The sequence below is a fragment of the Micromonospora parastrephiae genome, assembly GCF_016802865.1.
Lineage (GTDB): Bacteria > Actinomycetota > Actinomycetes > Mycobacteriales > Micromonosporaceae > Micromonospora > Micromonospora parastrephiae.
Genome location: NZ_JAEVHM010000087.1, coordinates 1 through 23,631 on the forward strand (window position 1 = coordinate 1; position 23,631 = coordinate 23,631).

A 23,631-nucleotide genomic window follows, 5' to 3' on the forward strand; every position below is an offset into this window, starting at 1 on the left:
GGCGCCGTCGGCCGACACCGACGGCCAGCGGCCCGGCGCGCCCGGCGCCGTCGTCCGGCGCGCCGTCGGCCAGCGCACCCCGCGCCTGGCTGCGGCATGTCTTCCCGGTACGCGCCGACAACGTCGACTACCACCCGACGCACGGGGCGTATCCGGCCACGGACCTCTTCGCCGACTGTGGTGAGCCGTTCGTCGCGGTGACCGACGGGACGGTGCTGGAGGTGAGTCGTGTCGACAGGTACTCCAAGCGGGGGCCGCAGGGCCCGGAGAACGGCGGCCTGTCGGTCTCCCTGCTCGGTGACGACGGGGTGCGCTACTACGGTTCGCACCTCAGCGTCGTGTCCAGCGGCATCGACGCCGGGGTGCGGGTCCGCGCCGGACAGCAGCTCGGCAAGGTGGGCCGCACCGGCAACGCCAACAACGTCTGCCACGTGCACTTCGGCATCTCGCCGCCGTGTACGGGCAAGGACGGCTGGTGGATCCGGCGCGGGGTGCTCTGGCCGGCGCGTTACCTGGATTCGTGGCGGCGCGGCGGCAATCGGGAACCGGCCGCCGAGGTCAGCGCGTGGCAGCGCAAACACGGCTGCCCGAAGGCTCCCTGACCGGTCCCGCAGCGACTAGGTTCGGTGAGATGAAGGCCCGGGACCCCATCGCCGACCTGCGCCGAATCGCGTTCCTGCTGGAACGGGCGAACGAAGCCACGTACCGGGTCCGGGCGTTCCGCTCGGCGGCGACGGCGTTGGCGGGCCTGCCGGCGGCCGAGGTGGCCGAGCGGGCCGGCAACGGCACGCTCACCGAGCTGACCGGTGTGGGTGACGTGACGGCCCGGTGCGTGGCGGAGTCGCTGGCCGGTGAGGAACCGGTCTACCTGCGCCGGTTGGTGGCGACCGAGGGCAGCGACCTGGGCGCCGAGGCGACGGCCCTGCGCACCGCCCTGCGCGGCGACTGTCACACCCACTCGGACTGGTCCGACGGCGGCTCGCCCATCGAGGAGATGGCGCTGGCCGCGGTGGAGTTGGGCCACGAGTACCTGGTGTTGACCGACCACTCGCCCCGGCTGACGGTGGCGCGGGGGTTGACGGCCGCCCGGCTGCGCCGACAGCTCGACCACGTGGCGCAGGTCAACGCGGCTCTGCCGGAGGGTTTCCGGATCCTCACCGGGATCGAGGTGGACATCCTCGCTGACGGTTCGCTCGACCAGGACGAGGAGTTGCTGGCCCGGCTGGATGTGGTGGTCGGCTCGGTGCACAGCGGCCTGAAGGACAAGCGGGCGAGGATGACCCGCCGGATGGTGACCGCGGTCGCCAACCCGCACCTGGACATCCTCGGGCACTGCACTGGCCGGATGGTGTCGTCCCGCCCGGCGGGGGTGACCGGTCCCGGCGACCGGGGACACCGTGCTCGGACCCGCGCGGAGAGCGACTTCGACGCGGACGCGGTCTTCGCCGCCTGCGCGGAGCACGACACCGCCGTCGAGATCAACTCTCGGCCGGAGCGGCAGGACCCGCCGAAGCGGCTGATCCGCCGCGCCCTGGAGGCCGGCTGCCGGTTCGCGATCAACACGGACGCGCACGCGCCCGGCCAGCTCGACTGGCAGCGGTTCGGCTGCGAGCGGGCCGCCCTCTGCGGCGTCCCCGCCGACCGGGTGGTCAACACCTGGTCGGCGGAGCAGCTGGTGGAGTGGACGCGCGACCGGGCCTGACCGGCAACGCGGCGGGTCTCAGCGGCGGGCGGGCTCGGCTGCGGGCGCGGCGGGCGCGCCGACGCCGACCACCGGGCGGGGCTTCCGACGGCCGAACACACCCTGCGCGACCGCGACACCCAGCAGCACGATGAGCGCGCCGACCGGTTGGTGCCAGTTGAGCCGCTCGTCGAGCACCACGGCCCCGATCAGCACCGCGAAGATCGGAATCAGGTACGTGACGGTGGAGGCGGTGCTCGCACCGGCCACCCGGATGTTGCGCATGTTGATGACGAAGGCGAGCCCGGTGCCGAGCGCCCCGAGGGTCAGGACGCTGGCCACCACCTTCGGCGACAGCTCGGTGGGCAGCGGCGGCGCGCCCGCGACGAACGGGGTGACGATGGCCAGTTGCCCGGCGGCGAGCAGCAGCTGCGCGGCGGAGAGCGACAGGCCCGAGTGCGCGCTGCCGGCGACGAACCGCTTCTGGTACGGGATGGCGACGCCGTAGCAGGCGGCCGCGCCGAAACACATCAACTGCCCGACGAAGTGCGCTCCGCCGATGCCCTCCCAGACCCCGAGCACCACGAGCACCCCGAGGAAGCCCAGCCCGAGGCCGACCGCGCGGCGCGCGGTCAACCGCTCGGTGCGGAAGACCAGCACCGCCAGCGGCAGCACGATCAGCGGAGTGGTCGCGTTCCAGATGCCGGCCAGCATCGACTCGACCCGCTGCTCGCCGTAACCGAAGAGGGTGAACGGCACGGCCACGCCGAACGCGGCCACGACGGCCAGGTGCGCCCACACGCGGGGCTCGCGGGGCAGCCGGTCGCGCAGCACCGCGAGGACGACCAGCAGCGTCAGCGCGCCGGCGACGACGCGGTAGAGGGTGAGCTGGACCGGGTGCAGCTCGGCCACCCCGATCTTGATGAAGAGGAAGCTGGAACCCCAGATCGCGGCGAGGGCGAGGAAGCCCGGCAGCCAGGCGCGCAGCGGTGCCTTGTCAGGAGCGGTATCGGTCGTCACCCCTGACACTCTGCCCCAGGGGTGCGACAAAGTCCCGTGACTTTCTGCGTGACATCCGCTGCTTGAACACGACAAACGTCGTCGACACCAGGGCGGGCTGGTCACGTAGTGTCGCACCGTGGGACGAATTGATGAACTCGCCAACCGCTACGTGGCCGAGTGGGCGCCGTTGAGCCCCACCGGCGCGACCTATGTCGGCATCGCCGGCCATGACGACCAGCTCGACGACCTCTCGCCCGAGGGCTACCGGGCACGCGCCGACCTGACCCGCCGGACCCTCGCCGAGCTGGAGGTGACCGAGCCGGACACCGAGGCGGAACGCACTGCCAAGGAGGCCATGCAGGAACGGCTCGGCCTCGACCTGGCCCGGTACGACGCCGGTGAGACGACGAGCGAGATCAGCGTGATCGAGAGCGGGCTGCACGAGGTCCGCATGGTGTTCGACCTGATGCCGACCGCCACGGCCGACGCGCAGGCCAACATCGCCGCCCGGCTCAACGGCCTCGCCGGCGCGCTGGAGGGCTACAAGACCACCCTGCGCGAGGCGCTCGCCGCCGGCAAGGTCACCTCGAAGGTGCAGCTGATCGAGGTCGCCAAGCAGTGCGACATCTGGACCGACCCGACCGGGGACAACTTCTTCCACGGGCTGGTCGAACGGCTGGGCGCGGACGGCACGCTCGGCGCGGACCTGCGTCGGGGCGCGGCGGCGGCGACCGCGGCGACCGCCGAGTTCGGCCAGTTCCTGCGTACCGAACTGGCCCCGCACGGCCGGGACAAGCAGGCCGCCGGCCGGGAACGCTACGAACTCGCGTCGCAGTACTTCCTCGGCGCCAAGGTCGACCTGGACGAGACGTACGCCTGGGGCTTCGCTGAGCTGGCCCGCCTCGAGGCGGAGATGCGGGTCGTCGCCGGGCGCATCGCCGGCTCGGGCGCCAGCGTCGACGAGGCGGTGGCCAAGCTGGACGCCGACCCGGCGCGGACAATCCAGGGCAAGGAGGCGTTCCGCGACTGGATGCAGGCCCTCGCCGACAAGGCGATCGCCGAGCTGCACGGCACCCACTTCGACATTCCGGAGCAGGTACGCCGCATCGAGTGCTGCCTCGCCCCGACCAGCGACGGTGCCATCTACTACACGGGGCCGAGCGAGGACTTCTCCCGCCCGGGCCGGATGTGGTGGGCGGTGCCGCAGGGCATCTCCGACTTCTCCACCTGGCGGGAGGTGACCACCGTCTACCACGAGGGCGTGCCGGGTCACCACCTTCAGGTGGCGCAGACCGCCGTCCGGGCCGACCTGCTCAACCGCTGGCAGCGGCTGCTCTGCTGGGTGTCCGGGCACGGCGAGGGCTGGGCGCTCTACTCGGAGCGGTTGATGGACGAGCTGGGTTACCTGGAGGACCCGGGCGACAAGCTGGGCATGCTCGACGGCCAGGCGATGCGCGCCGCCCGGGTGATCGTCGACATCGGCATGCACCTGGAGCTGGAGATCCCGAAGGACAACCCGTTCGGCTTCCACCCGGGTGAGCGGTGGACGCCGGAGCTGGGCTGGGAGTTCATGCGCGCGCACTGCCGGGTGCCGGACGAGAACCTGCGCTTCGAGCTGAACCGCTACCTGGGCTGGCCGGGGCAGGCGCCGTCGTACAAGGTCGGAGAGCGGATCTGGCTCCAGGCCCGCGAGGACGCCAAGGCTCGCAAGGGCGCGGACTTCGACCTGCGGGAGTTCCACCGGCAGGCGTTGGACCTGGGAGCGTTGGGCCTCGACCCGCTGCGCCGGGCGCTGGCCCGACTCTGAGCCACCGATGGTCCTCGGCGCCGGCGGTTCATCTGTCGGCGCCGGGGCCGTCGATGCCGCTGCGCTGCTCAGCCGAGGGTCAGCGCCAGCGCCGGCCGGGCGGTCAGCGTGTTGCTGGTGACGTACGCCAGGTCGATGACCGGGTCGGTGAACGTGATCGGGATGGGTGAGGCGACCGGGATCCCGTCCGGCAACGGCAGGTCCGGAGTCAGAGTGATCTTGATGCCGAGCAGCTTGCCGACGAAGCGGGTGGCGTAGAAGGCCACGTCACCGCTGACGGTCAGCCGGTCCGTCGCGTACCGCTGGGTGCGGCCCTCGGGGCCGTCGGCGACCAGGAGGAAGTCCTCGGTCACCGCCTCGCGCATGCTGAACTTCAGCACCTTGAGGTCGCCCTTCGCGGTGTGCAGGTCGGTGATCCCGTCGAACCGCAGAGCGGTCATCTTGACCGAGGACCCGGTGAGCTTGGACGGCCTCTGCGCCACCCTCGGCAGGCTCGGGTCGGCGGCGATGCGCGGCAGCGGTTTGCCGGGCTCCACCGTGCCCGGCTTGTCGGGTGCCCCCGGCTCACCTGGCTCACCCGGCTCACCCGGTTTGCCCGGCTTACCCGGGGGTGACGACGGGCAGGTGACGGGTCCGGGGCGGGCCGTCGGCGTGCCGCTCGGCTGGACGGTCGGGCTCGCCGACGGCGTCGCGCTCTGCTTACGACCTCCACCGGTGAGCAGGTCACCGATCCCGTCCAGGATGTCGGTGATCACGTTGCCGCCCCGCCCCGGGCTCGGCGTCGGGGTCGGCGCGGCCGCGCTGCGGCTGGGCGACGGGGTGACGGTCCGGGACGGGGTGGGGCAGGTGGTCGTGGTGGGGCGGTTCGGCGCGGCCTGCACCGCCGCGGGCTGGGTGGCCAGGCCGGCGGCGGCGAGGCCGAGCACCACCAGGGTGATGCCGAACGTCCGCGGATCAGCCGTACGCCCCGGCCGCTCGGGCGGCGGGCTGGCGTCGGCCAACTCCTTCTCGGGAACGGACTGCTCGGGAACGGACTGCTCGGGGACGGCCTGCTCGGGGACGGCCTCCTCGGGGAGCGGCTGTTCCTGGGTCGACGCGTCGGCCTGGACCGGGGCGGGCGGGGCCGGGCGGGTCGGCGTCCAGGCGAAGGCGAGCGCGCTGCCGACCATGCCGAGCAGCAGGCCGATGAAGAAGCCACCGAGGTTGAGCCCGATCAGCGAGTACACCGTGGTGACCGCCGCGACGATCGAATAGAACAGTCGCTGCGCCGGGGTGAACCAGAGCAGCACGCCGCAGGTCACCAGGATGACCGGAATCAGCAGTGAGAGCAGGCCGGTCGCTCCGCTGTGGAAGCTCAGGCCGTTGAGCGTCATCCGGGTGGAGGCGAACATCTCCACCCCGGCCAGGGCGGTGAGAAGGCCACCCCAGAACGGGCGACTCCGCTGCCAGCGGCGGAAGCTCCGCCACGCCTGGGCCGGACCGCCGGGCCGGGCGTGGGACGGGTTCGCGGTTGTCACGTACTCCTCCTGGCGGAGCGGGGACGGGGACACGGACCGCCCGCGGTGGTCGACCACCGCGGGCCGCGACTCACCTCAGAAGCATTCCTTGCCCTTGGCGTCGTCCCCCACGTTGACCTTCAGGCGCAGCCCGACCAGGTTGAAGGTGGCCGCCGTGGTGTAACGGGACACCTGCTGGAGGTTGGTGATGGTGACGTGGTCGGAGTTCTGACCGAACGAGCCCGCCTTCGCCGTCGGGTTCAGATCCGTCGCGTCCCGACCGATCCTGATGTTGGTGAAGGTCGCGTTGCCGTTCAGCGAATCCATCGCGATCAGCAGATCCTTGGCCCGGGCGGGCTCCTTGCCCTCACCGGCGTTGATGGTCAGCACCACCGGCATGCCCGGCAGGTCCGCGCGGACGGACTGGCAGAGGCTGTACAGCTCGGCGCTGCTGATCTCGGAGAGGGCGACCGGGTGGACCTGACCGGCCTTGCCGTCCTTGCCTTTCTCCCGGACGATGCCGCCGTACTGCTTGAAGCCGTCGCCCTCCAGGCGGTCGGCGCCGATCTTGAAGGTCTGTCCGGAGACCGTGATGTCGGACGCGATCGCGCCGGTCGACATACCGAACAGGATGGCGCCGGCGGCCGCCGTGGCGGGCACCATCATGGCGGCGAACCGCCGCCACCGGGTACGGCCCTGATTGTCCAACGGCTCCTGCACGGCTTCCTCCTCAGTGGATGCGGGCGGGTTGCCGGTCCCGCACTGGCGGCCCCGCACCGGGCCCGCCATCTGTTACCGGCGGGTAACGACCGAGCTTGATGGTGCACCCGTTGCGGCGCAGCCCACAACCCCTGGCGTACCGCGCGGTAACACAAGGCTGACCGAGGGGCAGGGTGCCGTCACGGAACGCTCAACCCTCCCGTACGGACATACGCGAAATAACGGGGCAGGTCTCGCGTAAACCGCGAGGCGCGCAACGGAGGGTGACGAGGCATTGACCAATTACAATCAAGTAACGAATGTAAAGTACGCAGATCACAGCGACCCGTTCGGATCGCCGTCCCCGTCCGATCATCCGTGCGAGCGCGGAACCGGTCGATCCCGGTCGACGCCCGGATGCCCTAGGGTTTCGGCGTGAATCTGAACGACGTGCGGCGCGACTGGACCAAGCTGGGCACCGAAGATCCGCTCTGGGCCGTACTCGTTCAACCCGGCAAACGCGGCGGGCGGTGGGACGTCGACGAGTTCCTGGCCACCGGCCGCGCCGACGTCGAGGAGACGGCCGGCTGGCTGGGCCAACTCGGGCTACCCACGCGGTGGGAGCGGGTGCTGGACTTCGGCTGCGGTGCCGGGCGGCTGTCGCAGGCGCTCGCCCCGCACGCCGACCAGGTCGTCGGTGTGGACATCGCCCCTTCCATGCTCGAGACCGCGCGACACCTGGACCGGAGCGCCGGGAACATCCGCTTCGTCCTCAACGACGCACCGGACCTGAGCCAGTTCCCCGACGGCCACTTCGACCTGGTCTACAGCGCCCTGGTGTTGCAGCACCTGCCCCGTTCCGCCATCGACCGCTACCTGGCCGAGTTCCTGCGCGTCCTGCGGCCCGGCGGCATCGCCGTCGTGGGGCTGCCGACCGAGCCGGCACGTACGGCGAAGGGCCTCATCTGGCAGGTCGCGCCGTTTCGCCTGATCAGCTGGGCGCAGCGCCGGTTGCTCAACTACCCGGCACCGATGAGCATGACCGCCGTCCCGCACTCCGACATGGTGCGTTTGGTGACCGCGCACGGCGGAACCATCGTCGGGCAGCGGCCCGATCTGCCGTACACCGAGGACTGGGTGTGCACCCGATACGCGGTGCGGCGGGGGTAGCCGACCCGCAGGACCATCCCGGGTGAGCTGACACCTGAGCGGCCGCGATCCGTGGATCGGCCGGCCCGCTCAGGTCGGTGCGTTGTGGTGCGGTGGCGGGGTCGTTACGGTTCGCTGCGCTCCGCAGCATGACGCCCGGCGGCCGGAACGGTGGACTCCTCGGCCGGCTCCGTAGACGCCTGTGACGGCAGGTCGGTCGTCGGGCGCTCGCCGGTGTCCACCGGCGTCGCGTCGGGCCTGCGGCGAGTGGCGCGGATGATGATGAACAGACCGAGCAGCACCAGGGCGAGGCCGAGGAGACCGAGCGCGATCGGCACCACCTTGGTGAGCAGGTTGATCTGGTTGCGCGCGTCCTTGGCAGCCTTGGCCTGCTGCTTCTGGGTGTCCTCGGTGAAGGCGAGGGTGGCGTCGATCATCTTGACCTTGTCCGCGCCGGTCGCGTCACGGAGGGTCTGCGCCTGCTTCTCCTGGCCCTGGACGATGACGCCGCTGTCCGGCTCCACCCACAAGGTACGGATGTTGGTGTAGAAGAGGCCGGCGCTCACCGTGGGCTCCGTCGAGCCGACCAACTTACCCGGGACCTCGATCTCCTTGATCTTGACCGGCTCGGCTGTCATCTCGAACTTGTAGACGGTCAGCCCCTGCAGCTTCTCGGTGCTCACGTACTTGGCGGGGTACGCCTTCCGAGCGGTGTTGTCGAAGTACTGGTAGGTCTTCTTCTCCGTGCCGAACGGGAAGGTGTAGGTCAGACCCTCGTGCTTGGAGGGCGCGCCGTTGATGTCCTCGGCGCAGCAGGCCACCGCCTCCGCGGTCCGCCGGTCGAGGGCAACCCGGTCCGTGTTGACCGTGATCTCCTTCTTGGCCGCGTCGTCGATCACCCGGACGCCGACGTTGAAGACCGCCCGGTCGCTGTTGCCAGCCTCGACATCGCCCCGGACCGCGCGGTGGGCTGTGAGGTTGACGCCACTTCGCTCCGAGAGGGTGCTGAAGTCGAAGACGGTCGCGTTCTGGGCCTTCGAAACCGTCACCGAACTCTGATCCAGGGGCACCTTGACGAGAGCGGGCGCGACGGTCAGCGGCGTCGCCACGGCCCCGACGATCAGGAACGCACCCGCCGCCACCAAGATGGCACCCGACGTAGGTCGCATGTAACTCCTCCCCTTGTAAAGACTCGACTAGTCGGCTGACAGTACATGACGCGACCGATTTCGGATATGGTCCGACGCGACCTCTGAGAGACGTACCAACTCCGGTGGGCCGCAGCCGTCCGGCTGCCACATCAAATGGGATGTTGAGGAACTGTGAGCCGACCCGTCAGGCCCGAGTCGATCAGCGGACAGGCGGGCCCGTCCGCGCCTAATAACGTCCGCTCGGATGGCTGGTTTCCCGCATTGGAAGGGCTCCGCGCCCTCGCGGTGCTCGGGGTGGTCGTCCACCACGTCTCCTTTCTGAGCGGACTGACCAACTCGTTCGCCCGCCTTGGAGGTCTGCTGGCCAGGCTGGATGTGGGCGTCGCACTTTTCTTCGCCCTCTCCGGCTTCCTCCTCTACCGGCCTTTCGCGCTGGCCGCCATTCATATGCAGCCACGACCGCCAGTTCGGAGATACCTCTGGCATCGTGCGCTGCGCATTTTGCCCGGGTACTGGGCAATGGCGATTGTCGCACTGACGTGGCTCAACGCCGATTACCTCAAGTCACTTTGGGACTGGGCAATCCCCTTCCTGTTGGCACAGATTTATGAGCCATTGCGACTGCCGGTCGGTATGGAGCAGACCTGGAGCCTGGCTACGGAGGCGACCTTCTACCTGGCGCTGCCGGTGATAGCGATGCTCGGTCGCCGGATGGGCGGCCGTACCCCGCTCGGGCGAGCCGACGCCAACTGGCACTCGGCGCCGTACTCGTCCTCGCCGGCCTTGCCTGGAATACGTACGCGCACGGCCCCGACTCGCCACTACCGGGGCTCGCGGTGCTCTGGCTGCCCGCCCTTCTGGACTGGTTCGGCATCGGAATCATGCTGGCCGTGCTCGCCTCGTGGCCCCCCAGCACGGCCTCGTCCCCGTTCCTGCCGAGCCTGGCCGAGAACGGAACCGGGCGAGGCGACGAGGACCTGTGGTCCGCCACGCCGCGCGGGCTTCGCGTCTTCACGTTCGCCCCGGGAACGTCGTGGCTCATCGCCGGCGCGCTGCTGTGGATCGCCAGCACCCCGATCGCCGGCCGCGCGGGGTCGAGCCGGCCAAGCCGATCGAAGCGATCATCGAACACCTGGTGTTCCTGCTGGTCGCCTGGTGCGTGATCGCCCCCCTCGTCGGCCCGGGTTCGGGCGGGGTGCCACGTGCGTTCCTCGGCCTGCCGGTGGTCAGGTTCCTCGGTCGAATCTCCTACGGCATCTTCCTCTGGCACCTCCTCGCCCTCGAGGTCTGCTTCCGCCTGCTCGGGTTCACCCGGATGCACAGCTCGTTCTGGGTGCTCCTCGCGCTCACCCTGGCTCTCACCATCCCGATCGCGACGGTCAGCTACTACGTCATCGAGCGGCCGACCCGGCACCTGCGACGGGTTCTGGAGATGCGGGGCAACCGACCCCGGCCCGAGATCGTCGCGCCCGGCGCCCTGGTCGAGACGTCCAGGCCGGTGTCCGCGCTCCAGCCCGCGTCGTCGGGCCCGGCCGAACACCCGAGCCTCCCGGCGCGACTCGTACCTTCCGCGGACCCGGCGGAAACGCAGCACCAGAGCGGCGATCGCGACGAGGAGAAGCCCGGCGGGAAGCGCGACCAGTAGCTCGCCGATCCGTTCCGAGCCGACGCGGGGCAGCCACCACCGCTCGGTCCCGTGGACCAAGAGACCCACGGCCGCCGGCACCCAGATCCACGTGGGGTTCGGCACCCGACGCCGGTGCAGCACCACGACCACGGCGGCGCAGCCGAGCCCGAGCAGGCCCCCGAGCAGCGCCGGCACACCCACCGCGAGCAACGGCGCGGTCGGCATCGTGGCCGGAACCACGGGGTACGCCGGTCGGTGGCGACGCGCGGGGAGCACCGCCGCGACGATCAACAGCAGCAGCAGACCGCCGGCGATGCGCAGGACGAGGCCGTACTGCTCTCCGGGCGTGAAGACCAACTCGATGCGGCCGGCCGCACCGGCCGGCACGAACCATGCCTGTTTCCACCCGTCGAGGCGGGTCGGTACGAGGGGGACGCCGTCGAGGGTGGCCCGCCAGCCGGGGCTGGCGTTCTCCGGGACGACCAGGTAGCTACTGCCGCCAGGGCCAACCTCAACCGACCGGTGCTGGTCGTCCCAGCCGAGCACCGTCAGGGCCTGGCGAGGCGGCTCGGCGCCCGCCACCGCAACGGGTCGCTGCGGTGCCTCACCGGTCAGGATCACGCTGTCGACGACGAACCGGTCCGGCGGAGCGGAGACCTCGTTCGGGCCGACCCGCAGCGAAACCCGGTCATCGTTCGCCGCCGTGGAGGTCTTGGCCCGGCCCGCCGGTTTGGCGTCGGGAACGCATGCGCGATACCGAAGTGGCCGCAGATCCCGCAGGTCCCGCAGCGTGCCCGAGACCGTCGTCGGCACCGTCGCCCCGTTGACCACGATCGTCGGCCCCGCGCCGCAGGGCAGCGTCACCGTACGGACGAGGTCGCGCGCCTGGTTGACCTCGGGCGCGCCCTCCACGTCCACCCCGGTCAGGCCGACGGGGAGCGGCTGCGGCTCGAACAACGCCGTCGACCGGCTGACCCGCGGCACCGTCGAGGTCACCGCCACGAAGAGACTGCGCGTACGTAGGGCCGGGAAGCGGGCGACGCCGTCGGGGTCGACCGTCACCTCCCGAATACCGTTGTCGCCGGTGATTCGGACCGTCCTCGGCGGCGCGGCGACGAGACTCGACGCGAACCGCAGCCGGACCGAGCTGACCTTCCGGGCCTTGGACAACCGCAGCTTCACCGTCGGCTGCGGGTCGTCCGGATCCGCCCACCAGGCCGTGCCGTCGTCCCCGTCAGCCAGCGATCTCGACGAGGCGACCGGGTCGGTGAACCAGGAGCTCGACGTGGTGAAGGTCTGGCCGCCCACCATCTCGTCGTAGACGGCGAGCGCGGTGGCCGGCGTGGCGCGAGCCAGGCCGGTGAGGTGCGGGGTGGCGGCGGCCGGCAGGTCGAAGCGGCGGGGCACCAGCCCCGTCTCCTCACCCTGCCGGATCAGGTCGGGCGCACACAGGTAGTGGTCGCCGGCCGCGGCGCAGGCCGACCGGTCCACGGCCTTGCGGGCGAGCGCGACAACCGCCGGCGCGGAGGTGGCGTCGGGCAGTGCCGGCAGCCGCAGGTATCGCTGCGGGGTCACCCCGGGAACGCGTAGCTCCCGGATGCCCGCTCGGCGCCCCGCGACGTCGTGGCCCGCGACGCCGTCGATGGTCACGCGCAGCCAGCTGGTACGCCCCGAGGGCAGCGCCAGTCGCACCGGCACCCGCCCGGCATCCACCACCGGGTGCACGTACGACCCGCCCGCGGTGCTGATCCGCACGCGGGTGACCGCCGCACCCACGACCTCGTAATCAGCCACCTGCAACTCCACCGACCCGGCCTGGATCCTGTCGGTGAACCGGACCTCCACCCACTGGCCCACGGGTTTGCGCGCACCGTCCGACAGCCACGATGTGCCGCTGTCGCCGTCCATCGCCGCGAACGGCGTGGCGGAGGGGTCGCGCAACCCGGCCGGGCCGGTGACGTCGGCCGCGCTGGAGGACGCCCGGATGTCGGCCACCCCGTTGTATCCCGACGAGGTGACGGACGCCTGCCACGCCGGGTCGAGGATGTCGTGAACCGCGCGCGCCGTCCGGGGTCGATCCTCCGGAGTCAACGTCCGTGAGACGTTGCCACGGACCAGGCCGAAGTCGACCTCCCGGTTGCGGAGGCTGTCGGCGAGCACCGTGCCCCCGCCGGCCGCCGCGGGCGCGTCGCCGTCGAGGATCACCGGCTGGTTGCCGAGCACACCGGCATCGCTGAGGTCCAGCAGCGTCTCCGGCGCGCCGACCAGGCTGAGTGGCTGCGCCGCGTCGGCCAGCGTGGCCCGGGGAGTTGGCCGGTCCACCTGATAGATCTCCACCGCCGGGTACGGCTCGTGCAGCCCGTAGTCCCAGGCCCCATCGAGATCCGGCTTCACGCCGCTGCTCGGGCCGAACGCGGCGACCCTGAACAACCCGGGGGCGCTGTCCAGCGTCCGGTGCACGAGCACCGGCCAGGCGATGCCTCCGACGGGCTGGCGAAGATCATTTCGGACGAGGAGGTACCGCACGCCAAGCCGCCCGAGCACATCCGTCAGCCCGGGAGAGACGGTGCCGGAGGCGAGCCGTTCGTCGATCGCGGTGAGCAGCCGGGCGTTGCCCGCCGATCCGGCCGGCACCAGCGACCGTACCGCCCACGGCGCGTCCAGCAGGGGCTGGACTGGCTCGTCCAACGAGCGACCCCAGTTGTACTCGGCGAAGTTGGAGCCGGGAACCAGCAGCGTGGTGCCCGGGCCGGCACGCTGGTCGAGCCACTCGGTCGCCTGCCGCCAGTGCTGGGGCACTGCCCAGAATCCACCGCCCGCCGGGAGGCCGGCGTTCGCCGCACCGCCGCTGACCGCGAGGAGCGCGACGGCGGTGACACCGAGCGCCACCCGCCGGGGCGCCATGTTGGTAGGTCGCGTGTATCGACGGATGACGGCGATCCGGCCGGCGGTGTCCAGCATGTGTGCGGTCGCCAGAGCCAGCGGCAGCCGAAGTACGACGTCGAACTTGTGCAGGTTACGCAGCGCCGCGAGTGGGCCGTCCAATGCCTCCCGCACGGTCGAGGCGAAGGCGGCGCCCCCGTCCGACAGGTTTCCCGCCGTCAGGGTCAGCAACCCGACCAGGGCGCCGATGGCCAGGAACCGCCGCTCCGGCAGATCCCGACGGGCCAGCCCGGCCAGGCCGACGCAGGCGATCAGGCCGGTGAGGACGATCATCCAGGGCGTCGTGACCAGCGCCCATCCGGAACGCCACCAGGGCACCCCGTCGACGGCCAGGTAACCCACCCATTGGGTGGCGCCGCGCACAGCCGACGGGAGCGACGTCACGCTCGTCGTGACCGCCGCGCTCTCGGTGTACGGCAGGAACGGGAACCCGTAACGCTGTAGGAGCAGCAGCGGCACCAGCCACCAGAAGGTGGCCGCGACCATCGCCACAGTCCACCAGGCCAGCAGGCGGATCCGTCGCCTGCCGGGCGCGCGCGTCACGATGAAGAGGAACGCCGGTAGTACGGCGCACGCGGCGGCCGCTCCGTTCGCTCCGCCCATGCAGACCACCGCCAGTCCGCTGAGCGCGGCCGCCCGCCGCAACGAGCCACCTGCCGCCCCCTTGACCAGGGGCAGCAGCACCCACGGGGCGACGCAGTACGGCAGCAGCTCCAGCGAGACGGTGCCGACCAGGGAGAGGGCTCGCGGCGAGAGCGCGAACACCGCGCCGGCCACCAGGCGCGACGCCGGGCCACCCAGGTCGAGGGCGCGGGCAAGGCGCACCACCCCGGTGAGGGCCACACAGAGCAGGGCCGCCATCCAGAGCCGTTGGACGAGCCAGGCCGGCAGCCCCACCGCCTCACCGAGCAGGAAGAACGGCCCCATTGGGAAGAAATAGCCGACGGCCTGGTTCTGGAGGGTGCCGAACTGCCAGTCCGAGGTCCACAGGTGGGCCGCCCGGGCGAGGAACCCGCCCGGGTCCAGGGCCATGTCCAGTTTGGTGTCGGGCACGATGAGCCCGGGTTCCTGGGTGACGCAGAGCCCGATCAGCGCGAGGCAGACCAGCAGCTCACGCAGGCGCCACACCGCCAGGGTCACCGTGGCGGACGGTACGCCGGGGATGCGGCGAGCGGTGGACCAGTCGGTCAACACTGCCGTACCGGAGCTCCGGTGAGCAGTTCGTCGGGGCTGGCATCGCGCTCGCCGATGTCGTCAGCTTCGACGCCTGCCCCCACCAGCACCTGCCGGACCGCCGACGGATCGGCGCCAGGCACCAGGATCCACAGACCGTGCTGGTCGATCGCGACGTGTCGAGTGTGCGGGAGGAGCGGGGACACCCGGGCGAGGAGGCTCTCCGGCTGGTCCGTCCGGACCAGGAAGGACGCGTTGCCCGCCGCCCACGGCACCGCGCGCGACGTGAGCAGGTCCCCGAGGACCGCGCGGACCCGCCGGCCGGTGTCAGCCCAACGGAACGCGGCGCTCCATTGTCGACACTCGCTCGCCATCCGATCGGCCTCGGCCGGCACCGCGAGGACGTCCAACGCGCGGCCGAGACCCTCGGCCAGACCACGCGCGGGGCTGGCGCCCTCGCTGACCAGCCATCCGGTCCGGCCCGGTCGCACGGCGTCGCGAAGCCCGTCCACGTCGAAGGCGACCGTGGGCAGCCCGGCGGCAGCGGCCTCGACCACCACGAGACCCCAGCCCTCACCCCAAGAGCCGGAGACGTGCAACCACGCGGATTCCAGCAGCGCGTCCCGTGCGCCGGAGGGCAGGTGGCCGTGCACCGTGACCACGTCGGTCAGCCCACGTTCGTCGACCTGCCGGCGGATGGTCGCCACGTCCGGCCCACCACCGACGATGTCCAGGCGCAGGTCGGGCCGTTCCGCGCGGAGCTGGTCGACGGCGTCGAGCACCAGGTCGACCCGTTTGTGGCGGGTCACCCGGCCGACACAGACGATGCGGGGCCGCGCGTCGCGGGCACCGACGTCGACGGCCGGCGGCACCGACGCGTCAGCGCCGTTGGGCACCACGACCACCGGACCGGCCCAGCGGAGCCGGTCCCGCACGGCCACAGCCGTCGAGGGTGAGACGGCGAGGGTCACGCCACGGCGGTAGACCCGGCGGGCGACAGGCCCCTCCAACCACGCACCGAAGCGACCAACGAGCGGGCCGAAGTACAGCCGGAACTGGCGGTCGTGCACGTGGTGGATCACGCAGATCACCGGTACGGCCGCCGGCAGGACCGCCGGGCTGAAGAAGGGGATGCCGTTCTGGCAGTCCACGACAACGTCGAACTGACGCCGACGTCGCGCCAGCCAACCCAGCACCCGGGGGTAGACGCTCCACCGGCCACCGAGCCGGACGATGCGGATGCCGTCCCGGGTCTCGTCGCCACGCTGACCGTCCGGGCGGGCGGTGACGAAAGTGACCGCAGCGCCGTCGGCCACCATGTCACGGGCGATCTGCCAGGCGTAGACCTCAGCACCCCCGGCGTCCGGATGCCAGGGGTCCTTCCAGTTGAGCACCGCGATCCGGCGGCCCGCGACCACGCCGTCGATGGTGGGAGCCGCGGCGGCCCGGGACGATCGGACGCTCACGGCCGCAGACCAATGGTGGCGGCGCCGCCGCTGACGTCCGCGGTGACCGGCAGGGTGACGACCGGCATCGGCGCCACAGGGGCGACATCGGCGCGACGCAGCCGCCAACGGATCTTCGCGACGTCCACGAAACTCTGCCAGCCGTGTCGGACCGGAGAGAAGCGCGAGCCGGGCACGTCCACCCACCTGACCGGGATCTCCACCAACCGGGCGCCGGACCGCTCGGCGCGGCCCAGCACCTCCACATCGAACGCGAACCCGCCACACCGAAGTGGGGCGAACGCCCGCCGCGCGACGTCAATGCGGAAGAACTTGAACCCGCACTGCGTCTCACCCACGGTGCGCACCACCTGCCGGACCGTGCCCCGGAACGCCACCGCACCCCACCGCCGCAGCAGGCTGTGCCGCTCCTCGACCACCGACTCGGGGTGCGCCCGCGAACCGACCACCGCGTCGGCGCCCTCGACCAGGAGATTGAGCACCTGCCCGAGAGCGTGCGGCGCGGTGGCCAGGTCCGCGTCACAGAACCCGACGTAGCGCGCGTCGCTCGCCAGCACACCGGTTCGCACCGCGAAACCCTTGCCCGGTTCGCCGCACCAGAGCAGTCGGACGGGCACCGGGCCGGACGGCGCACCCGTCACCACCGCGCTGGTCCGGTCGGTGCTGGCGTTGTCCACCACGGTCACCCGACAGGGCACACCGAGGTCGGCCAACGCCGCCCGGAGCAGGATCAGAGTGTCAGGAAGCCGGAGTGCCTCGTTGAACGCGGGCACCACGACGTCGAGTACGACCGCATCTGACGACACGTCAGGAGGTGGGACCTCCATGAAGCGCCGTCAGCGCTCGCCGTACACGATGATGGGCTGTTCCACGTTGGCGGGCTTGGTGTTGGTGCTGGTGATGGTGGACGTTCCGATCGAGACGGCCACGATTCCCAGCACGGCACCCACCGCCGCGGCGACGACCGCGATCAGGAGGGGATTGAAGGATGCCTTCATTGATGGTCCCTTCGACAAAAGTGACCGCACAGTAACATGCGTCGACGCCGCATCGCTGGGTGCAAAAGGGTGATCAACAGGGTGGCCCCGAGTACCGAATAGCCCAGCACGGGAACAATGCCAACACTCCCCGTCGATCCGGGAGAACCGGCACCAGGCAGGCGTAACAGCGTCAGCGTCGGGTCCCGCCGAACCAGCTCGGCGCCCACGAAGCGACCCTCGACCTCGGCGCCACCGGGTTGATCGGTCTGGATGAGCACGTACCGGACCCCGAGCCGACGCAGGGCCGGCGCCGGATCGCCGGGCGCCGCCAGCGCCGCCGCCACCCGGTTGGCGTCGCGGCTCTCCCCCCGAATCCGGTCCCGGCCCACCAGTACGTCCTGGTCCCCGACCACCGGTCGACGGAACGCCCGCGACGCCGGATCGAGCACGGGCACGTTGCCCGCCCACCGGTAGGCCCGGAACGACGACCAGGGCAGCGATACCAGGCTGCCCCCGACCCGATCACGGTTGACCTCGGCGCGCACCGCCGACCACTCGGCGGGATACCGCACCGTGTGGAGCTGACCCGTCAGACCCCACGCCAGGCCCGGCAGCAGCAACACCGGCGCGACCATCACCACCGGCGCCAACGCCCGGGCACCCGACGTCGCGAGCGACTCCACCAGCATTCCGAGACCCACCGCCTGCACCAGCGCCAGCGGGGCGAGCAGCCGGGTGCCGTCCCGGACAGCGCCGGCCAGGGGAACGTGCTCGACCAGCGCGACCATCCACTGCGCACCCACCGGCCAGGCCGGGACCACGACGACCACGGTTCCGAGGACCGCGCCGGTGAGCAGCCCCCACCAGGCGGCCGACGGCCAACGGCGGCGGGTCAGCGCGTACCCCCAGATCGCCGCCGCGGCGAGCACCAACGCGACCAGGGCGACCGGCCACTGATCACGGCCCACCGGGACGGCATGACGACTCCAGATGCCGCCGAGCGTGGCGACACTGCCGAGCACCCCCAGTGGCGTGTCCGCCCGGACGGCGAAGGCCGCGACACCCCGCTCGTCGAGATCGAGCGCACCACCGCGGTTGGTGAGTGCCAACAGCCACGGGGCGGTGAGGCCGGCCAGTGTCGCCGCACCCGCGACCATCGCCCGCCAGCGCCGCGCCAGAGCCAACGCCGGAGCGCAGGTGAACACCGCCGCCAACACCATCGCCGGGCCGCCCAGTACCACCGCGAGCCCACCGCCGACGGCGGAACGTCGACCCGGGCCGATGCCGCCGGCGGGCGGCCGCAACACCCCGAGCACCCAGCCGTACGCCCACGGCAGCGCGGCGTACCCGACGATCACCGCCCACTGCCCGAGGTGCAGTCGCCCGTACACCCAGGGGTTCCAGACGTAGGCGAGCCCGGCCGCGACCCGGGCCACCGGATGGCTGACGGGGGCCAGCCGGGCGGCACCCACCGCGGCCAGCGCCAGGCAACCGGCGAGGACCGCCTTCTCCGCCAGGTCGGCGGGAATCAGTTGGGACAGGCCCACCGCGAGCAGTTCGCTGGGCACGGCACGCGGCAACTCGGAGCCGCTGCCCCAGACCATCGCGCCGAACGGGGGATCAGGCACGAACACCAGGTCGTACCGGAGGACGTAGCCCCGGCGCAGCACCGGGCCCAGGATCGCGAGGACCACACCGACGCCGAGCACCACCTCCGGCCACCAGCGACGGAGTACGACGGCAGCCCGGAGCAGCGCCGGACCAAACTCCGGTGACGGTCGGCGCACAGGAACCCCCACAGACCTTTACGGGAAGCGGGCCCGACGTCGCGAAGGGGCTCCGGACAGCACTCTAGGCACAGGGAGAGTACGGGCGGTAGCTTCCCTGACGACGTCGACGAGCGACCCGCGACGACAAGCGAGGCTCGGGCGAATTCGTTTCCCTCGACGCAACCGACATGAGGCGCGATGACAGAGACGACGGCGGGGCCGGGGCCGGGCCGCCTGGGGGCGGCAGGCGCGGCGGTGGCGGGCGCCGCGATGGTGACGAACGGACTGGCCTACCTGCTCCCGATGCTCGGTGCCCGGCACCTGGCCGTGGAGGAGTTGAGCGTGCTGGCCACGGTGCTGGCTCTCGTCGCCATCGCCGGCGTCGCGGGCGTCGGCCTGCAGATGGCGGTCGCCGTGCACCGGGCCCGCCACCGCGGTGCACCGACCAACCGGGTCACCCTCGTCACCACGGCCGTCGCCGGTGGTGCCGTCGCCGTGGCAGCGCCGCTGATGATGACCGCCCTCCGGCTGTCGCTGGCAGTCGTGGCGCTGGTCGCGGCCACGACCGTCGCGGTCGTCGTGGCCTCCCGGTGGCTCGGCGAGTTGCAGGGCGAGCAGCGCTTCCTCCGCCTCGCGTGGGCGATGGGAGCGGTCGCCGTCGGGCGCTACGGCGGCATGATCGTCGCGCTCGTCCTCGGCGCCGGTGTCGTCGACACACTCGTGGCCGGCATGGTCACCTCGTACCTCGTACTGCCCGTGCTGGCGTGGATCGCCCGGCCGACGCGGCGAGCCACCGAAGGTCTAGGCCAGACTGCCGGTGCCGCGCTGCGGATCCGGCAGGTCACGAGCGCCGGTACGGCCGCGCTGGCGATGCTCGCGGTGTCGTATGCCGACCTGATCTTCGCCCGCCAACTGCTGTCGCCCGCGGACTCCGGGGCGTACGCCGTCGGAACCGTTCTCACCAAGGGTGCGCTCTGGGCGCCTCAGGTGATCGTGGTACTCGCCCTGCCCCGCCTGGCCGTCGGGGACAGCCGCGTTCGCACCGTCGTGCTCGCGATCGTCGCCGCCTGCGGTGCCGTGCTCGTCGCCGCCTCGGCCCTGGCCGGCGGGTTCGCTTTCCGCCTGGTGGGTGGCGAGGACTACGCGGCCCTGGGCGAGTACGCCCCGTTCTTCGCCGCCACCGGCGCGCTTTACGCGCTGGTCTTCGCAGTTGTCAACGCCAAGATCGCGGCGGCGGCGCGGTGGCCCTCCGCGCCGCTCTGGGTGGCCCTGGGTGTTCTGGCCGCCCTGACGATGGCCGCCGCGCCACGCACGTTCCAGGGGATCATGTGGTGTGCTCTCGCCACCGCTGCGGCGACCGCCCTGGTGATGGTGCTCAGCCTGCCGCGAGCCAGTCGTGCAGGAGGCGATGGTCGATCGCGTCGACCCGGCCGAGCGTACGACCGGCGGCCTCCCGCTGCCGCAGCTCGGCCCGGGTGAACCAGCGCGCCTCCAGCAGCTCCTCACCGTCGACGCGGACCTCCTCGGACGTGGCGCTGGCCCGGAAGCCCACCATCAGGCCGGCGGGGAACGGCCACGCCTGCGACCCCTGGTAGGTCACGTCGGTGACGGTGATTCCGGCCTCCTCGGCCATCTCACGGCGGACCGCGTCCTCCAGGTTCTCGCCGACCTCGACGAAACCGGCCAACGTCGAGTACGCGTCCTCCGCCGCACCGGCGTGCCGGGCCAGCAGGCAGCGCCCCGGCGAGCCGGGTGCCTCGACCAACACGATGATCGCCGGTTCGATGCGGGGGAACAGCAGCCGCCCGCACTCCCCGCCGGTGCACGTCCGGACGTGTCCGCCGCCGCCGACGACGGCCGGCGCACCGCAGGTGCCGCAGTACCGCTGCTGCCGATGCCAGTGCAGCAACCCCCGCGCGTACGCCTGGACGGCCGCGTCGTCCGCGTCGAGCCGACCGACCAGCGCCCGCACGTCGACGGACTTCACCGCACCGGCCATCTCGACGGCGGACCGCTCGTCGAGCGCGGAGAGGTCCACGGCGAACACGGCGGTGTCGCCGTCGAGGCCCAGGAAGACGGTCTCACCGGCGGCGGACCGGACGAGCGACGCCCGCTCGGCGGTCAACCGGACCGGCCCGTCCCCGTCGACGAGACAACGGTCCCGCCACAGCGGCAGGACGACGGTGGTCGGCTCACCGAGGAGCGCGCCCAACCGGGTCGGATCGGTGCGCAGCGCACCTGCCCGGTCCAACCGACCACCGCCGTACGCCAACACCCGCTCCGCAGTACCCACCCCGTCACCGTGCCAGGTCACCGGAACGCCGCCGGCACCACCCCCGAGCCGGTGCGACACGCCGGGACGACACGCCGCAGCCGCGCGGATGGCCGCAGCCCGCAGGGATGGCCGGGCATTCGTTACCGTAGGTGTCCTCCCGGAGGGCGGACCTCCTGCGGCACCCTGGCGATCGAGGTTGCAGTGACGCTGTACGGCGAAAACCGTCCACCCGCCGACGACCGGCCCACCGTGCAGGTCACCGCGGTCACCTGGCCGGACGACGAACCGGCGACGGTGACGCCATCCGCCGCCGGCGGGCCCGAGGACGGCCCACGGCGTGGACGCCGGATGCGCATACTGCTCGCCGCCGGCGTCACCGGTGGCGTGTTCGCCGCCGTGGCGGGCGCCGGCGCGTGGGCGTACGCCGGAGACGTCCCCCGGGGCACCACCGTGCTCGGCGCCGAACTGGGCGGCCGGAGCCGCACCGACGCCGATCGGGCGCTGCGCGCGGAACTGGAGCGGCGCGCCGCGACCCTCGCCGCGCCGCTGCGGGTCACCGTCGGGCAGCGCACCACCGAGATCAACCCGGCTGAGGTCGGGCTGGCCATCGACGTACCCGCGACCGTCGCGGCGGCGGCCGAGGCCGACGCCCACCCGGTGAGTCGACTGGTCGGCTCCCGCACCGTCGACCCGGTGGTCACCGTCGACGTCGAGCGCCTGGACTCCGCGCTGGGCAAGGCACTCGGCAACGAGGCCCGCGGGATGACGATGCCGGCGATCACGTACCAGGGCACCACTCCGAAGGTCGTCCAGCCCAAGCCGGGGCTGGCCCTCGACCCGCAGCGCTCCGCCGACGCGGTCCGCGCCGGCTGGCTGACCGGCGCCCCGATCACCGTGCCGCTGGTGGAGAACCACCCGGCGACCACCCAGGAGGAGCTGGACCGTCTGGTCACCGAACTGGCGAAGCCGGCGGTCGCCGCGCCGGTCACGCTGCGCACCGACAAGGGCTCGGTGAAGGTCCCGCCCGCCGCCATCGCGAAGAGCCTCCGGTTCACCGCCGACAAGGCCGGCAAGCTGACCCCGACCGTGGACGTCAAGCGGCTGCGCATCGCGCTCGGCGACGACCTGAACGCCATCGAGGTGCCACCGAAGGACGCCACGATGACCATCTCCGGTGGTCGGCCGACGGTCACCGACGGTCGGGCCGGTCAGCAGCTCGACACGGCCGCTCTGGGCCGGGACCTGCTGGCGGTGCTGCCAAAGTCGGAGGGACGCGAGGTGACCGGCGAGCTGAAGCCCACGCCGCCGGAGCTGACCGCCGAGAAGCTGGCCGGCCTGGGTATCAAGGAGCGGGTGTCCACGTTCACCACCCGGTTCACCGGGGGCATGGCGTCGTCGCGTAGCCAGAACATCGCCACCATCGCCAAGGAGGTGGACGGCACCGTCGTCCTGCCGGGCAGGACGTTCTCGCTGAACGGCCACACCGGCGAGCGTGGATACGCGCAGGGCTACCGGGACGCCCCGGTGATCCTGGACGGCAAGCTGGTGCCGGGCGTCGGCGGCGGAACCTCGCAGTTCACCACGACGTTGTTCAACGCCACCTACTACGCGGGCCTGGAGGACGTCGAGCACAAGCCGCACTCGTACTGGTTCGACAGGTACCCGGCGGTCATCGAGTCGACCATCTTCTGGCCGGACCTGGACTTCAAGTTCCGCAACAACACCGAGTACGGCCTGCTCATCGACACGTCGTACACGTCGAGTTCGGTGACCGTGTCGATCTGGAGCACGAAGATCTACGACAGCGTGAAGACGGAGTACGGCCCGCGCCGCAACATCACCACGCCGAAGCTCATCCACCTCGAACCCGGTCCCACGTGCATTCCGAGCAACGGCATCAACGGCTTCACCCAGGACGCCTTCCGGGTCATGAAGAAGGGCGGCGCGGTGGTCAAGCGGGAGAAGTTCACCTGGCGCTACGACGCGGAACCCCGCTACGTCTGCGGTCCCAAGCCGTCCTGAGGTCTGAACCGCCGCTCCGCGGCCGGCTCACCAACGTCGACGTCCTGCCCACCGCGCTTGCCACCCTGCCTGCGGAGGCGTCGGCACCGTTCGTGCTTCCCGCACCCGGCTCGGCCCGGAACCGGTTTCCGGCGGGCTACCCCATCTCCTCGAACGGACCCCGTGACCTCGCCACCGATGCCGCGCCGTACGGACACGACCGGACGGTCTGATCGACTTCATGTCGCCGATGTGGGGGTTGCCGAAGAATCGGATCGCCCCAGGTCGCGGATATGGAGTGGACCATGCGGGAAAACGCAGAACGGGTCACCCGTGAGGGTGACGTTCTGGAATGATTGTCCGGCGGTGTCCTACTCTCCCACACCCTCGCGAGTGCAGTACCATCGGCGCT

General features: G+C 71.6%; 16 protein-coding genes and 1 pseudogene. 7 read left to right on the plus strand and 10 right to left on the minus strand.

Going from position 1 to position 23,631, the window contains the following annotated elements; all coding sequences use genetic code 11:
• Both JNW91_RS18035 and JNW91_RS18040 read left to right on the plus strand, forming a co-directional pair.
• On the plus strand, nt 1-602 hold a 602-nt coding region (locus JNW91_RS18035; RefSeq protein ID WP_203176712.1), incomplete at its 5' end, for a M23 family metallopeptidase.
• 29 nt (nt 603-631) lie between these two features.
• A complete protein-coding gene (locus tag JNW91_RS18040; protein WP_203176714.1) occupies nt 632-1,702 on the plus strand; it encodes a PHP domain-containing protein in 1,071 nt (356 codons plus the stop codon).
• An 18-nt stretch (nt 1,703-1,720) separates the two neighbouring features.
• Here JNW91_RS18040 and JNW91_RS18045 read toward each other — a convergent pair whose 3' ends face one another.
• Complete coding sequence (locus JNW91_RS18045) at nt 1,721-2,701, minus strand: DMT family transporter (protein WP_203176716.1); 981 nt, start codon at nt 2,699-2,701, stop codon at nt 1,721-1,723.
• A gap of 118 nt (nt 2,702-2,819) precedes the next feature.
• Between JNW91_RS18045 and JNW91_RS18050 the strand changes: the two genes are divergently transcribed.
• Nucleotides 2,820-4,490 carry a DUF885 domain-containing protein gene (locus JNW91_RS18050; RefSeq protein ID WP_203176718.1) on the plus strand — a complete coding sequence of 557 codons (1,671 nt, stop codon included), beginning with the start codon at nt 2,820-2,822 and terminating at the stop codon, nt 4,488-4,490.
• A gap of 68 nt (nt 4,491-4,558) precedes the next feature.
• Here the strand turns inward: JNW91_RS18050 and JNW91_RS18055 are convergent, their stop codons facing one another.
• Both JNW91_RS18055 and JNW91_RS18060 read right to left on the minus strand, forming a co-directional pair.
• On the minus strand, nt 4,559-6,007 hold the full coding sequence (locus JNW91_RS18055) for a DUF6114 domain-containing protein (protein ID WP_203176720.1): 1,449 nt from the start codon (nt 6,005-6,007) through the stop codon (nt 4,559-4,561).
• A gap of 75 nt (nt 6,008-6,082) precedes the next feature.
• A complete protein-coding gene (locus tag JNW91_RS18060; protein WP_203176722.1) occupies nt 6,083-6,706 on the minus strand; it encodes a DUF6230 family protein in 624 nt (207 codons plus the stop codon).
• 414 nt (nt 6,707-7,120) lie between these two features.
• Here JNW91_RS18060 and JNW91_RS18065 point away from each other — a divergent pair, with 414 nt between their 5' ends.
• The gene (locus tag JNW91_RS18065; RefSeq protein WP_203176724.1) at nt 7,121-7,855 is read left to right on the plus strand and encodes a class I SAM-dependent methyltransferase; all 735 of its coding nucleotides are present in this window, start codon (nt 7,121-7,123) and stop codon (nt 7,853-7,855) included.
• A 104-nt stretch (nt 7,856-7,959) separates the two neighbouring features.
• On the opposite strand, the gene JNW91_RS18070 is transcribed toward JNW91_RS18065, so the two are convergent.
• Nucleotides 7,960-9,003 (minus strand): DUF3068 domain-containing protein, encoded by a 1,044-nt coding sequence (locus tag JNW91_RS18070; protein WP_203176726.1) that lies wholly within the window; start codon nt 9,001-9,003, stop codon nt 7,960-7,962.
• A 276-nt stretch (nt 9,004-9,279) separates the two neighbouring features.
• On the opposite strand from JNW91_RS18070, the pseudogene JNW91_RS33960 reads away from it, so the two are divergent.
• Nucleotides 9,280-9,639 (plus strand): annotated as a pseudogene (locus tag JNW91_RS33960) (acyltransferase family protein); the annotation flags it as partial.
• Between the two features lies 1 nt (nt 9,640).
• On the opposite strand, the gene JNW91_RS18075 reads toward JNW91_RS33960, so the two are convergent.
• Genes JNW91_RS18075 through JNW91_RS18095 form a run of 5 tightly spaced genes read right to left on the minus strand, consistent with a single transcriptional unit; the run spans nt 9,641 to nt 18,973 of the window.
• A complete protein-coding gene (locus tag JNW91_RS18075; protein ID WP_203176728.1) occupies nt 9,641-14,749 on the minus strand; it encodes an alpha-(1->3)-arabinofuranosyltransferase in 5,109 nt (1,702 codons plus the stop codon).
• Nucleotides 14,743-16,194 (minus strand): glycosyltransferase family 4 protein, encoded by a 1,452-nt coding sequence (locus JNW91_RS18080; RefSeq protein ID WP_203176733.1) that lies wholly within the window; start codon nt 16,192-16,194, stop codon nt 14,743-14,745. Before JNW91_RS18080 ends, JNW91_RS18075 begins: the two co-directional genes overlap by 7 nt.
• Nucleotides 16,191-17,000, minus strand: a complete 810-nt coding sequence (locus tag JNW91_RS18085) for a glycosyltransferase (RefSeq protein ID WP_203176735.1) — start codon at nt 16,998-17,000, stop codon at nt 16,191-16,193. The genes JNW91_RS18080 and JNW91_RS18085 overlap by 4 nt, the downstream gene beginning before the upstream one ends.
• 30 nt (nt 17,001-17,030) lie before the next feature.
• Nucleotides 17,031-17,192: a hypothetical protein gene (locus tag JNW91_RS18090; RefSeq protein WP_203176737.1), complete on the minus strand. Its 162-nt coding sequence runs from the start codon at nt 17,190-17,192 to the stop codon at nt 17,031-17,033.
• A complete protein-coding gene (locus JNW91_RS18095) occupies nt 17,189-18,973 on the minus strand; it encodes a hypothetical protein (RefSeq protein WP_203176739.1) in 1,785 nt (594 codons plus the stop codon). Before JNW91_RS18095 ends, JNW91_RS18090 begins: the two co-directional genes overlap by 4 nt.
• Nucleotides 18,974-19,141: 168 nt before the next feature.
• On the opposite strand from JNW91_RS18095, the gene JNW91_RS18100 reads away from it, so the two are divergent.
• Nucleotides 19,142-20,422 carry an MATE family efflux transporter gene (locus tag JNW91_RS18100; RefSeq protein WP_203176741.1) on the plus strand — a complete coding sequence of 427 codons (1,281 nt, stop codon included), beginning with the start codon at nt 19,142-19,144 and terminating at the stop codon, nt 20,420-20,422.
• Here the strand turns inward: JNW91_RS18100 and nudC are convergent.
• Complete coding sequence (nudC, locus tag JNW91_RS18105) at nt 20,319-21,236, minus strand: NAD(+) diphosphatase (protein ID WP_203176743.1); 918 nt, start codon at nt 21,234-21,236, stop codon at nt 20,319-20,321. The two genes, JNW91_RS18100 and nudC, sit on opposite strands and share 104 nt — an antisense overlap.
• 183 nt (nt 21,237-21,419) lie before the next feature.
• Between nudC and JNW91_RS18110 the strand changes: the two genes are divergently transcribed.
• Complete coding sequence (locus tag JNW91_RS18110) at nt 21,420-23,240, plus strand: VanW family protein (protein ID WP_203176746.1); 1,821 nt, start codon at nt 21,420-21,422, stop codon at nt 23,238-23,240.
• Nucleotides 23,241-23,631 lie beyond the last annotated feature (391 nt).

Excerpts from the sequence above, each read along its gene's own strand:
- JNW91_RS18070 (WP_203176726.1), bottom strand. The coding sequence starts at position 9,003 with ATGCGACCTACGTCGGGTGCCATCTTGGTGGCGGCGGGTGCGTTCCTG.
- JNW91_RS18090 (WP_203176737.1), bottom strand. The coding sequence starts at position 17,192 with ATGAAGGCATCCTTCAATCCCCTCCTGATCGCGGTCGTCGCCGCGGCG.
- JNW91_RS18040 (WP_203176714.1), top strand. The coding sequence starts at position 632 with ATGAAGGCCCGGGACCCCATCGCCGACCTGCGCCGAATCGCGTTCCTG.
- JNW91_RS18100 (WP_203176741.1), top strand. The coding sequence starts at position 19,142 with ATGACAGAGACGACGGCGGGGCCGGGGCCGGGCCGCCTGGGGGCGGCA.